Here is an 11,961-nt window from a genome sequence, read left to right as displayed (position 1 = left end):
GTTTTTTAATATTTTTCTTTTTTTTTAATTTGGCCTATGGTAAATAGCGCGGGTCAAATTTATCCATACAACCTGTTACCTGGAGCATGCACATGTCTGTTGATGTAGACACTCAAGATTCGGATTTAATTGGCGATGCAACTATGGAAGTTGAGGATGATGTAGCCCCAAAGCTAACCGGCAAAGAAGCCAGCCAGCACACCCTGGAAATGCGCCGCAAGCTGGAAGACCGCCTGGAACGCAAACGCATTAAAGACCAACTCGGTTACGACGATATTTCAGATCTCGATTTCTAATCCTCCACTTCAGGGCTTCAGTTAATCAACCCAACTGAAGCCTTGTTGACCACACCTCCCCTTCGGCCTATAAGCCCCGCCGCGTTAAGTTGCATTTTCAGAGCTTTTAACTAGTATTTAGCAATACGAGATAATCCAAAGGCTTAAAAATGCTCGAGAAATGGCGCTTAGAAATAATACTGATTTCGTTGGTATTGTTGACCGTAATTGCGATCATTGCCGAACAAAAAATCCTTCAGGCCAGCATGGTCATCACCCCGCAAAGCGGCTATTTCCTCGAAGTTTATGACGATAAACGCAGCGGTGGAAACAGCCAGGCGGAAATGATTAATCCCCAAAACTTCGAATGGCGCTGCACACTCAGGGACAAATTTACTTACCCCTATTGCGGCTTCGAAATTTTCTTTGATCCCAAACGCGAACACGGCGTGGACTTAAGCCATTACAACAAAATTCGCATATGGCTCGATTACAAAGGCCCCAACAAGACCCTGCGCCTTTATTTGCGTAACTTCGACCCTCTCTATAGCTCGCCTGACATTGAGCCAAGCACAAAATATAACCAACTCGAATTTTCGACAGATTTGCTGAAGGATCAATTTCTGGAGTTTTCATTAAAAGATTTTTTTGTAGCGGACTGGTGGCTGGTTGAATACAACATTCCACCGCAATTACGGCATCCACAGTTCGACAATATTATTTTGTTTGAAGTTCAAACCGGCTCTAAAGATCCTTTAGGTGAACACAATTTCCATTTGAAAAAAGTAGAGTTAGTTGGCCAAAGGCTCACCACTGAAAAGTGGTATCTCATGATTATGTTGGCTTGGCTGGGCGTGATTGTAGTGTTCCTCGCCTACCGTATTACCTCGCTCACCAGCCAGGTGCACTCACAAAAGAAACGCGAAGCGGAGCTACTGGAAATTAATTCCCTGCTGGATTTACGCAGTAAACAGTTAGAAGAAAAAACGAAAACCGATTCGTTGACAGGTGCGTTTAATCGTGAAGGTATTGAAGAAGCTATACGTATTGGCCTGTGGGAATGGCGCGGTCAGAAAAAACCCCTATCACTCATTTTGATCGACATAGATCATTTTAAAAAGATTAACGACGAACACGGGCATGCTGTGGGCGACCACGTTTTATCAACCTTATCGAATATTGTGAAAGAACATATTCGCAGCAATGATCTGTTTGCTCGCTGGGGTGGAGAAGAGTTTGTATTGGTATGCCGAAACACTAAAATTGAGCAGGCCAGTCTAATCGCTGAAAAAACCCGTGAGCTAATTGCGTCCTACGCATTCAATGACAAGGTACGTGTGACAGCCAGTTTTGGCGTGGCTACGTTAAACGCGAATGAAACACTGGAACAATTGTTTAGCAATGCGGATAAAGCCTTATACCAAGCAAAACATGATGGGCGAAATAGAGTTGTTGCCGCCGAATATTTGTAGAAAACTTCCTAATAAAAAAGCCAGCAAATACGCTGGCTTTTTTATCGAACAATTTTCAACGATTAAAATCTGAAATTAACACCTAGTGCAACGACATTTCCATAATCGTTATCAGCGTAGGTTAAATCACCGCTAAATTGTTCGCTGAAAAATTTGCGGGTACGTACCAGATAACTGGTGCCGGTAAGGTCTTCATCACTGATTTCAGCGCCCACGCTAAATGTTCTATCAAAATAATAATCACCGCCAATAGCTTTATAAGTACCCCACTCGGTGTCTGCCACACTGGCTTCCACATTAATGTACTGGCCATTTGCCAGGGCAGTAACGTATTTTGCATCCAGATTAGCGTGGTAACTTTCGTCACTATTCCAGCTTGTCGTCAAACGCAACCCATCAAAAGGTGTTAGACCCACCGTGGTAAGTGCACTCGTATCAGAACTACCATCATAACGCTCGTGAATACCTTCTACTCTGACATAGAGGAAATTCTCAGGAATATATACCTCAACACCACCAGAATAATTTTTGCTGTCTGAGACAAAGCCATGCCCATAGTCGCGCGCTAGCGATAAAAAAGCGTTACTGTTTTTTCCAAGATATGCGGCTTCAGCCAAAGGTAAGTTGTCGGTTTTCACCTGGTTAAAATAATATTTTCCGTCAACTTGATAGCTATTTATACTGCTGTTAATTCCATCCAAATCCCAACGTGATGCATTTGCGCCCACTTCTGCTTGATATGCATCTGCAATAGAAAAACCCGACGTTGCGAGCACAAGAGCACCAAAAATTAATTTTAATTTCATAGATAATTCCTTAAAAAACAAATTAGTTAACCAAACCCATTGGTGAGTTATGGGGTTTGGATGCGAAGGGAGATTAGCAGCTTTAACTGAATCAAAAATGAATGGTGGTTTGTATTGAGGAGTTACGCATCACAAAAACAACTGAATAATTGCTGATCCTCCAAACGTAGTGCAGAAAGTGACCCACCCCAAACACAACCCGTGTCCAAAGCATAGATATTGGGGGTATTTGCTTTTCCTTCAAGAGCAGCCCAATGGCCAAATAAAATTTTATCGTTTGCTGTTTTTCGCTGCGAAAAAGAAAACCAGGGCGCAAAGCCTAGAGGTGCAGCAGCCATATTTTCTTTGGTTTCAAATTCCAGTTCACCATCTTCGGAACAAAAACGCATACGCGTAAAATAATTAGTGATTAAACGCAAACGCTCCATACCAATTAATTTATTTTTCCAGCGGTTTGGTTGGTTACCGTACATACTACTTAAAAAATCTTTGCAGTAGCGGCTTTGTAAAATTGCTTCCACTTCGCGCGCATGCGCTTGTGCCTGATGCAAATTCCACATAGGAGGAATACCAGCATGCACCATGGTAAACCCGAGATTCTCATCGGTATGCAATAATTTTCCTTGAATAAGCCAATCGATAAGTTGTTGGCGATCAGACGCATTTAATAAGGAATCAAGCGTATCGCTCTGGCCTTTTTTGCGAAGCCCATAGGCAACAGCAATAAAATGCAAATCGTGATTACCTAAAACAAATTCGACGGAGTGGCGAATGGAATATAAAAAACGCAGTGTTGCTAAAGAATCGGGGCCGCGATTAATTAAATCGCCCACCAGCCACAATTTATCCAATTCGGGATTAAATGCAATTTTTTCCAACAGGCATTGGAGCGATTCGTAGCATCCTTGAATATCACCAATTGCATAGGTCGCCATAGGGGAAGAAACCCTTTAATAAATTAGGTGCAAAGGCACCTTCAATGAATAGCGTGCGGGAGCACTCTTAATGTATTGCGTGCGGCGGCACTAGGGCAAAAGTTGGAATTTGCGCATCGAAAGTTTCGCCGCTATCTGCACGCATTTGATATGTTCCTTCCATTATGCCTGTTTCAGTTTCAAGCACCACACCGCTGGTATAAGTGTAGCTACTACCTGGCGTGATGTGGGGTTGTTCGCCTATAACACCTACGCCTTGCACTTCCTGCAAGTTATCTTTTGCATCACGAATATACCAGTGGCGACTAATTAATTGTGCGGCCTCGTCACCCTGGTTTGCGATAGTGATTGTATAAGAATATACATAGCGCTGCCTGGGTAAGGTTTGGTCAGCCATGTAGGTTGTTTTTACACTGACGTTAATTTTATTGGCCATATCTCTATCAACTGAATGCTTGATCAACTGGATGCCTGGGTCTGTGAGCTGGCTAAGCTATCCAATAGATTACTGGTAGCAACATAGTCAGCCAAACTAATTTCTTCCGCGCGTGCAGAGGTATCAATTGGTAACTGTTCAATAACATCTGGCGCAAGTAATTGTTTTAACGCATTGCGTAAGGTTTTACGGCGCTGCTGAAAAGCAACGTTAACCAAATTTTCAAGGGTTTTAATATTGGTCGCTTTGTGTGGCAAGTCTTTGTAGGGCACCAAACGCACAATGGCAGAATCCACTTTCGGCGCTGGATCAAATGAAGTTGGTGGAACTTCAAATAAATTTTCCACCTCACAATAATATTGCACCATGATTCCCAATCGACCGTAAGCGCTATCACCCGCATGGGCGGCCATGCGCTTTACCACTTCCTTTTGCAGCATAAAGTGCATATCGCGAACTTGTGTGGAATAGCTCAACAAATGAAAAATCAAAGGCGTTGAAATGTTGTAAGGTAAATTACCTACAATACGCAAAGGCTGATCATTTTTAATTAACTGAGCAAAATCAAATTGCAAAGCGTCCGCTTGATACAGTTGGAAGTTTGGATGCTTTTCAAATTTAACTTTTAACCAGGGCACCAAATCGCGGTCCAACTCAATAACACTGAGATTATCGCAGCTGTCTGCTAACAATTGGGTTATAGCACCCTTACCTGGGCCAATCTCTACAATCAAATCATCTTTATGCGGATGCACAGCGCGCACTATGTCGCGAATGATGCCGTGATCAATTAAAAAGTTTTGGCCAAAACGTTTACGCGCTTTGTGCTCGCCTTGGCTATTGGAATGTTTGTCACCGGAATTTTTTTTGTTCATGCTTACAGCCTAAATTATTTTTGCGCCCGTTGACGCGCTTCTACCATATCCAATGCATAACTTAATGCGGTGCGTAAGCTACCCAAATCTGCTTTACCTGTTGCGGCTAAATCCAATGCGGTTCCGTGATCTACCGAGGTACGAATAATCGGCAAGCCCAAAGTCACATTCACCGCCTGACCAAAACCTTTGTACTTCAACACCGGCAAGCCCTGGTCGTGATACATGGCTAATACTGCGTCAGCATGATCCAGATATTTGGGCGTGAATAAAGTATCTGCTGGCAGCGGGCCAATTAAATTGATTCCCTCCGCACGAAGTTTATCCAGCGTTGGCTCAATAATTTCAATCTCTTCACGGCCGAGATGACCGCCCTCACCTGCATGAGGATTTAAACCGCATACATAGATTCGGGGTTCAGCAATTCCAAATTGTTGTTGCAAGTCGCGCTGCAAAATACGGATCACTTGCATCAATTCTTTTTCGTTAATTGCAGCTGCTACATCTTTCAATGGCAAATGGGTTGTGGCCAGTGCCACGCGCAAACCTTTGGTAGCCAGCATCATCACCACTTTTTCAGTAGCGGTTTTATCAGCGAGATATTCAGTGTGGCCACTGAAGGTTATGCCTGCATCATTGATCACACTTTTGTGGACCGGCCCGGTCACCAGCGCTGCGAATTCGCCTGACACACAACCATTAATCGCAACATCCAACGTATTTAAAATATAAGCTGCGTTGCGCACATTTAATTCGCCAGCTTTCACTTCAGCGGCCAAAGCCACGGGCAACACGGCAAGCTCACCTGCGGCAGAAGACTTGGGAGTATCCGCAGGATTTACGATGCGAATTTGCAAAGATAGCCCCAACTGCTGCGCGCGCGCGGCTAATAAATCAGGATCAGCAATAGCAACAATTTCGTGTGCTTGCGCTTCTTGCGCCAGCGTAACGATTAAATCCGGACCTATGCCAGCGGGCTCACCGGGAGTTACCGCTATGCGAAAACATTTATCCATTCGTTTATCCATTCAGTTATACGTTGGATCAATTTTATTGGGTTATCTATGGGGCCATAAAATCAAAACGCGGCTTCAACAAAGTTATTCATTTAACAAACCAGAGTCCGTTAATAAAAACTTGTTTCGCCGCGTTTTAATTATTATGTATTACTTCTGTTTAATTTCGACAAAGGCTTCTTCGCGAATTTGCGTTAACCACAATTGGAATTCTTCATCAAAACGACGCGACCGAATGACATTTTGCGCCTGATTGCGCTTCATTTGTTCGCTCATATCTTCTTTGCGGCGTTCAAGCACTTGCAAAATATGCCAGCCAAATTGACTTTTGAATGGGCGGCTTATTTTGCCAAGAGGTGTGTTCGCCAGGGCTTCTTCAAATGCTGCTACGAACATACCAGGAGTCGACCAGCCCAAATCACCACCGCTCAGAACTGAGCCTGTATCCTCAGAGTTCTGCTTCGCTAATTTCGCGAAATCTTCACCCTTCTCAATTTTATCCTTCAACACCAATAATTTTTCGCGCGCCTGGTTGTCATCCATAATTTCCGAGGTTTTAATCAAAATATGGCGAGCGTGAGTCTGCTCAATTAATTGTTGGCCACCACCGCGCTGCTCGATATTTTTAAGAATGTGAAAACCCGCACCACTGCGGAAAGGCGCCGTTACATCACCGGTTTTCAAACCGGCCAATTGGTTGCCAAACAGTTCAGGCAATTGTGCCAGTTTACGCCAGCCAATATCGCCACCTTGTAATGCGGCTTGATCGTTGGAGTTGGCAATTGCCATCTGCGCAAAGTCAGCGCCAGCTTGTAACTTTTGGTGAATGTCTTTGGCTTTTTTCTCAGCGGCAGCAATGGTATCTGCATCAGCAGAGCCGGGAACAGCAATTAAAATATGGCCAATGTGATAATCCGGAGAAGTCGCAAATTTGCCGTCGCTAGAGGCAAGGAAATTATCGATTTCTTGTGGAGAAACTTTAATACGGCTGCTTACTACACCTTGCTGCAAATGATTGATAGTCAATTCATTGCGAATTTGTGTACGTAAACCGGCGAGCGATAAGCCCTGGCGTCTTAAATCCACCGCCAATTCTTCCTTGGTCATTTTATTTTTTTCACGTATACGATCAATTGCTTGATCGACTTCATCCTCTTCCACTTTAATTTCGTAGCGCTTTGCCAAACCTAATTCAATACGTTCAACAATTAATTGCTCTAACACTTGTTTACGCAAAACATCTTCTTCAGGAAGTTGGCTGTATTGACCTTTCAAGCGCGACAAAACCGCTTGCAAGCGATCATTCAATTCACTTTCCAATACAACATCTTCATCGACAATCGCGACTACACGATCCAACCCAACAGATTTAGCAGCCATTGCTTGCGGAACTATCACCTGCGGAGCTACCAGCAAAAGCGCAGTGATAAAAAGGCTACAATATTTTTTAGTTAATCTAATTTGCATAAATGTCTTCACTTGTTAGCTAGCGTAAATTTTTCTCGCGATCCTTAAAACCTTTCACGGTGCGTTCCAGCAGGTTGCTGATTTGTCGATCCATACTACCCAAACCTTTAAGCTCCAATTCAACCATAATGCCGGGTTCAAAGTCTTTGTTGGTCAGGTTCGCCAGGAAGTCCGGCGTGGTGTAGTCAACCCGCAACCAGCGGCGCCCTAGCACCCTAACCCGGTAGCAGCAATCGTTGTATTCGAGCCCGGCGTAAGTATCTAGTTCCACGCCATGGGTAAAATCGTGGTTATTTCGCGCGATAATACTCCAACGACTGTTAATCGGCAGAATTATCGACGTATCCAATTGATTAATAGACTGCACAACCACAGGTACGGGTTGTGATGGACTGGAAAGTACCGGCTTCAAGGTATAGCGGTAAGTAATGTTGGCAATGCGGTAAGAGTCATCCATATAGTGGAGACCCACGTTGGCGCTATCCAGCTTGTTGTTGCGCTGATCGTAGGCAGCGTCCCCACTCACATGGAAACGCGAACTCACTTGGCCACTTACCTGCGCAGCCCAATTGGATGTGCCGCGACGGTTTTCTTCCAGCACGGAGGGTGTAGCTGTGTCTTTATCGTAAATCATGATCTTGCGATCACGGCCGTAAAAAATCTGGCCGATGCTCATACGCAACCGCTCGGCGCCCGTATCTTGCGACGAGAAAGCCGTAGAAACAGCCAGCGATAACTGATTGGCGTCATCCAAACGATCACCACCCGCAAAACGCGTGGTACGGAATAGTTGGTTGTAGTTGAAGGTTAAATCGCCCAAATCAAAATTTACGAAACTATTATTGGGCGTAAGTTTGTAAAGCGAATCCTGATTTTGGTAAGCGCTGTAAAAATAAAAAGCGCGCGGCTCCAGCGTTTGCAAATAGTTTCCGCCAAAGACATTGGCATCGCGCTCAAAATAAAGCCCGGCATCAACACTTGCCTGGGGCGTAACAAAGCTCGGCGAGTCATCTGTACCTGCCACTAAACTTCTATCGTCTAATTTGTAGGCCAAACCTTTAACACCAATCCTCGGTTTTACGAACCCCCAGGAATAAGATTTATCCCAAGTGAGACTGTAGTCCGTATTGATACGGTCACCGTAAATTGTGTTTGCGAGGGCATTTTCATAGGTTTCCCGCTTATCAAATGAGCTGGCGAAATAACGGTTTTGCACGAAATTCACGTACTCATTATTAAGCTGTAGCACCCAGTCATTAATTTGATAATTGCCGTCCACATGAATCCGTGGCAATTCACGGTAAGGCAATTGCGTAGTGGTCAAGAGACGGTATTCATCCACTTTTATTCCACTAAACCAATGCTCGGAACGATAATCCGCCGACACCATTTGGCGAATGTAAGCCTGGCGATTTGATTCAACTGAACCGCTGTACATATCACGTAGATAATCTTTATCGCTCAAGTCCGAATAGTTAATCGTTGTAGACCAATCGCGCCCTTTACCGCCATCCTGTTCAAGTTTGGCAAACCAGCGGTCATGACCACGATACGGGTACGCAACTTCTTCTGGAACCCCAGCAGCAATCTGGCTTTCCGCAAAACTGCTGTAGCCACCGTGGTCGTTATTAATGAAACTACCGCTCAGCTTGGTTTCAAAATAAGACGTCAAATTGCGCAGTTCAGGTTCCAGCATGTAACCCCGGCTGGACATGTAGTGCGCAGTGAGGGTCGCGTCTGTGCTTGGCGCTATGTTCCAATAAAACGGAACCGAAAGCTCAAAGCCATTGCGGCTGCTGTAACCCGGCGTAGGTGTGAGGAACCCGGTGAGGCGCTCCTCACCAACCGGAAAACGAATATAGGGAACATAAAGCACGGGAATATTTTTGATATTCAAGCGCATGTTTTCGGCAGTGCCGTAATGTTCATCCGGATGCAGTGAGATTTCAGAGCCGCGAATCGACCAGGCGTTATCGCCCGGCTCACAGCTGCTGATCATGCTTTGCTCAAGGTTGATGACGTTATCGCCAAAACGCCGCAAATGCTGGGCCACACCGTGAACACGTGTTTCGTAAAGTACGAATCGGGCATTGTCAAAATGCGCATCGCCAGAATCAAGATTAACCTCGGCCACGTCTGCACGGACCATAACTTCTGGATCGCGCACCTGGATACTGCCGGTTAACTTCGCCTGTTTGCTTTCTTTGTCGTAAGACGCACTGTCCGTGGTAATGGAGCGATTACCCTGGGTGATAGAAACATTTCCACGAAACTCAAGGCGGGTTTGGCGCTCGCTAATTTCTTCATCGGAGTGCGCACGCACGGGGGCGTCTTCCGGCTGCAGATTAGCTTCAGTATCTGTTCGCTCGGGGGCCACATAGGCACCTTTGCAGCATTCATTGGGTAGAGTTTGTTTTTGAGCCTCGGTGAGTTTTTCAACCGGCACCCAATCTAAATGGCGGCTATCTTCAAACTCTTTGGTTAGGCGAGCACTGGCAGAATCAGCGGCAAACACAGGAGTTGCGCATAGAAAAACAGGTACGGCTACTGCAAAACCTGCAGCGCGCAAACCTATTACCATCTGCTTTAAGGGAAATCCTGGGGCTAAAGCCATCAAACACTGTCTCGTGGGAGAGGATCTAATTTAGTATCGCAGCACCCTAGATGCTGAAGATCACACAAAAAATTGCCGCGATTCTACTGCAATCAAGCGTGGCATGGAATGAATTCACCCTGATTATGCCCAAAACAATCCGCAATAGTTTTTAACATCAGGTTTAGCCGCCAAGCTTGTAGCTGGAGTAGAATCCGCCCAACAGAAAATATTATCCCTATTACAAGCGGAGCTACCATGCCCACGGCCCCTACGCCCCAAGAGCGCGAACAACAATTGAGCTTGTGGGTAGCACAAGCACTCAAATGCGCACCTGAATCAATCCAGCTTAAATCCATTGCCAGCGATGCAGGCTTTCGCCGCTACTTTCGTTTTCAAACACCATCACAATGGCTGGCGGTTGATGCTCCTCCGCAAACCGAAGATAGCCGCCAGTTTGTAGCCTTGGCACGCTACCTGAGCGAGCACAAGGTTCACACCCCCAAGATTCTGGCAGCCGACGATGCCCAAGGCTTTCTTTTAGTGGAAGATTTTGGTGATGAACTTTTGCATCGCCAACTTACGCCCGGCACCGCAGCACAACTTTATCGCCAAACCTTTAAAAGCTTGTTGAGTTTGCAAGCTTGTCCTGATCAAACCACGCTTATACCCCGCTATGACCGGGCGCTTTTGCGACGGGAGCTGGAAATTTTTAGCGAGTGGTTCGTGGAAAAGCTTCTTGGCTATCAACTCAATCCGGCTGAGCTGGAGTTATTAAACAGCCTCTTTTCAAGGCTTGAAAACGCGGCTTTGGAGCAACCGCAAACTCTGGTACATCGCGATTTCCATTCACGGAACTTAATCATTCGCGCTGACGGCACCCTTGGCGTTATAGATTTCCAGGGCGCGCTTTGGGGCGGTTGCACTTACGACTTGGTATCGCTACTGCGCGATTGTTATATCAGCTGGCCTGCCGCGCTTGTGAAAGGACTTGCCCTGGAGTATCGAGAGGCAGCTATCAACGCGCAGCTGTTGGACGATTCTATTGATGAAGCCCAATATTTGCGTTGGTTTGATTGGTTAGGACTGCAACGTCATATCAAAGTCTTGGGGATTTTCGCCCGCCTCAACCTGCGCGATAACAAGCCCCATTACCTCAAGGATTTGCCCTTGGTGATTCGCTACACCCTCGATATCGCTAATAGCTATCCAGAACTTGAGCCTTTTGCAGATTGGTTTAGCGCCAACTTACTCCCTTTGGCAGAACAGCAATCTTGGTACAGCGGCTACAGCCACGCGGGTGACAACTAATGACCCCTAAAGCCATGATTTTGGCCGCAGGGCTTGGCCAACGTATGCGCCCGCTAACAGATAACTTACCCAAACCCATGCTTGCCGCAGGCGGGAAACCGCTTCTGCAATATCATCTGGAAGCTTTGGCTAACGCCGGTGTAAACGAGGTAATAATCAACCTCGCTTATCTGGGTGAAAAGATTCGCGCTTTTGTTGGCTCGGGAGAAAGTTTTGGTTTGTCCGTTAAATATTCAGAAGAGCCTGAGCCACTAGAGACAGCAGGAGCTTTGCTCAATGCCCTGCACTTGTTAGGAGATGAGCCTTTCCTACTGATTAATGGCGATGTATGGACGGATTATCCCTTAGGCACCCTCGCCACACGCGACTTGGATGCAGATACGCTCGCCCACCTGGTGCTGGTTCCCAATCCCGAGTTCCACCCTGCCGGGGACTTTTCACCTAACCCAAGTGGCAGGCTGGAAGATAACCCGCAACTTGAAAAATACACCTTTGCAGGCATTAGCCTGATTCATCCCCGCCTGATCAGGGACTATCCAAACAAACGGGTGAAGTTTCCGCTGGGGGAAGTTTTACGCGCGGGAATTGCACAAAGCCAAATCAGCGCAGAGATTTATCGGGGCAAGTGGAGCGATGTGGGTACGCCTGAACGGCTGGCATTATTAGACAGTGAGCTAAAAAACAATAATTAACACAAGATCTTAGATCACAAAGCTAAGCCAAACTAAATAATTGGGCTATAGTGTAATAACAACCTTGTAGCTAATTTAAGTGA

The 11,961-nt window shown here is 45.8% G+C and carries 11 protein-coding genes; 4 read left to right on the top strand and 7 right to left on the bottom strand.

Annotated elements, in window-relative coordinates:
* Positions 1 to 92: 92 nt before the first annotated feature.
* Together IE104_RS13865 and IE104_RS13860 are read left to right on the top strand one after the other, a co-directional pair.
* On the top strand, positions 93 to 296 hold the full coding sequence (locus IE104_RS13865; protein WP_189419525.1) for a PA3496 family putative envelope integrity protein: 204 nt from the start codon (positions 93 to 95) through the stop codon (positions 294 to 296).
* Positions 297 to 445: 149 nt separating this feature from the next.
* Positions 446 to 1,747: a GGDEF domain-containing protein gene (locus tag IE104_RS13860; RefSeq protein ID WP_189419523.1), complete on the top strand. Its 1,302-nt coding sequence runs from the start codon at positions 446 to 448 to the stop codon at positions 1,745 to 1,747.
* A 62-nt stretch (positions 1,748 to 1,809) separates the two neighbouring features.
* On the opposite strand, the gene IE104_RS13855 is transcribed toward IE104_RS13860, so the two are convergent.
* The 7 genes from IE104_RS13855 to IE104_RS13825 form a co-directional block, all read right to left on the bottom strand.
* Positions 1,810 to 2,553 carry a putative porin gene (locus IE104_RS13855; RefSeq protein WP_189419521.1) on the bottom strand — a complete coding sequence of 248 codons (744 nt, stop codon included), beginning with the start codon at positions 2,551 to 2,553 and terminating at the stop codon, positions 1,810 to 1,812.
* 122 nt (positions 2,554 to 2,675) lie between these two features.
* Positions 2,676 to 3,488, bottom strand: coding sequence for a symmetrical bis(5'-nucleosyl)-tetraphosphatase (locus IE104_RS13850; protein WP_189419519.1), 813 nt, complete (start codon positions 3,486 to 3,488; stop codon positions 2,676 to 2,678).
* A gap of 67 nt (positions 3,489 to 3,555) precedes the next feature.
* Positions 3,556 to 3,924 carry a Co2+/Mg2+ efflux facilitator ApaG/CorD gene (apaG, locus tag IE104_RS13845; protein ID WP_189419517.1) on the bottom strand — a complete coding sequence of 123 codons (369 nt, stop codon included), beginning with the start codon at positions 3,922 to 3,924 and terminating at the stop codon, positions 3,556 to 3,558.
* A gap of 23 nt (positions 3,925 to 3,947) precedes the next feature.
* Complete coding sequence (gene rsmA, locus IE104_RS13840; RefSeq protein ID WP_189419515.1) at positions 3,948 to 4,799, bottom strand: 16S rRNA (adenine(1518)-N(6)/adenine(1519)-N(6))-dimethyltransferase RsmA; 852 nt, start codon at positions 4,797 to 4,799, stop codon at positions 3,948 to 3,950.
* Between the two features lie 14 nt (positions 4,800 to 4,813).
* Positions 4,814 to 5,815 carry a 4-hydroxythreonine-4-phosphate dehydrogenase PdxA gene (pdxA, locus tag IE104_RS13835; protein WP_189419513.1) on the bottom strand — a complete coding sequence of 334 codons (1,002 nt, stop codon included), beginning with the start codon at positions 5,813 to 5,815 and terminating at the stop codon, positions 4,814 to 4,816.
* A 150-nt stretch (positions 5,816 to 5,965) separates the two neighbouring features.
* Positions 5,966 to 7,282, bottom strand: a complete 1,317-nt coding sequence (locus tag IE104_RS13830) for a peptidylprolyl isomerase (protein ID WP_189419511.1) — start codon at positions 7,280 to 7,282, stop codon at positions 5,966 to 5,968.
* Between the two features lie 19 nt (positions 7,283 to 7,301).
* Positions 7,302 to 9,896: an LPS-assembly protein LptD gene (locus tag IE104_RS13825; RefSeq protein WP_189419509.1), complete on the bottom strand. Its 2,595-nt coding sequence runs from the start codon at positions 9,894 to 9,896 to the stop codon at positions 7,302 to 7,304.
* 237 nt (positions 9,897 to 10,133) lie between these two features.
* Here IE104_RS13825 and IE104_RS13820 point away from each other — a divergent pair, with 237 nt between their 5' ends.
* Positions 10,134 to 11,186, top strand: coding sequence for an aminoglycoside phosphotransferase family protein (locus tag IE104_RS13820; RefSeq protein WP_189419508.1), 1,053 nt, complete (start codon positions 10,134 to 10,136; stop codon positions 11,184 to 11,186).
* Positions 11,186 to 11,878, top strand: a complete 693-nt coding sequence (murU, locus tag IE104_RS13815; RefSeq protein WP_229837933.1) for an N-acetylmuramate alpha-1-phosphate uridylyltransferase MurU — start codon at positions 11,186 to 11,188, stop codon at positions 11,876 to 11,878. Before IE104_RS13820 ends, murU begins: the two co-directional genes overlap by 1 nt.
* The last annotated feature ends 83 nt before the right edge of the window (positions 11,879 to 11,961 follow it).

The sequence above is a fragment of the Cellvibrio zantedeschiae genome (assembly GCF_014652535.1).
Taxonomy (GTDB): domain Bacteria; phylum Pseudomonadota; class Gammaproteobacteria; order Pseudomonadales; family Cellvibrionaceae; genus Cellvibrio; species Cellvibrio zantedeschiae.
Note: the sequence above shows the minus strand (reverse complement) of the source record. Positions and strands in the feature narration are given on the sequence as shown.

Bases quoted from the DNA above. Each gene is read 5' to 3' on its own strand.
- IE104_RS13820 (WP_189419508.1), top strand. From the start codon at position 10,134: ATGCCCACGGCCCCTACGCCCCAAGAGCGCGAACAACAATTGAGCTTG.
- pdxA (WP_189419513.1), bottom strand. From the start codon at position 5,815: ATGGATAAATGTTTTCGCATAGCGGTAACTCCCGGTGAGCCCGCTGGC.
- IE104_RS13855 (WP_189419521.1), bottom strand. From the start codon at position 2,553: ATGAAATTAAAATTAATTTTTGGTGCTCTTGTGCTCGCAACGTCGGGT.
- IE104_RS13825 (WP_189419509.1), bottom strand. From the start codon at position 9,896: ATGGCTTTAGCCCCAGGATTTCCCTTAAAGCAGATGGTAATAGGTTTG.
- IE104_RS13860 (WP_189419523.1), top strand. From the start codon at position 446: ATGCTCGAGAAATGGCGCTTAGAAATAATACTGATTTCGTTGGTATTG.
- apaG (WP_189419517.1), bottom strand. From the start codon at position 3,924: ATGGCCAATAAAATTAACGTCAGTGTAAAAACAACCTACATGGCTGAC.
- murU (WP_229837933.1), top strand. From the start codon at position 11,186: ATGACCCCTAAAGCCATGATTTTGGCCGCAGGGCTTGGCCAACGTATG.
- IE104_RS13830 (WP_189419511.1), bottom strand. From the start codon at position 7,282: ATGCAAATTAGATTAACTAAAAAATATTGTAGCCTTTTTATCACTGCG.
- IE104_RS13850 (WP_189419519.1), bottom strand. From the start codon at position 3,488: ATGGCGACCTATGCAATTGGTGATATTCAAGGATGCTACGAATCGCTC.
- IE104_RS13865 (WP_189419525.1), top strand. From the start codon at position 93: ATGTCTGTTGATGTAGACACTCAAGATTCGGATTTAATTGGCGATGCA.
- rsmA (WP_189419515.1), bottom strand. From the start codon at position 4,799: ATGAACAAAAAAAATTCCGGTGACAAACATTCCAATAGCCAAGGCGAG.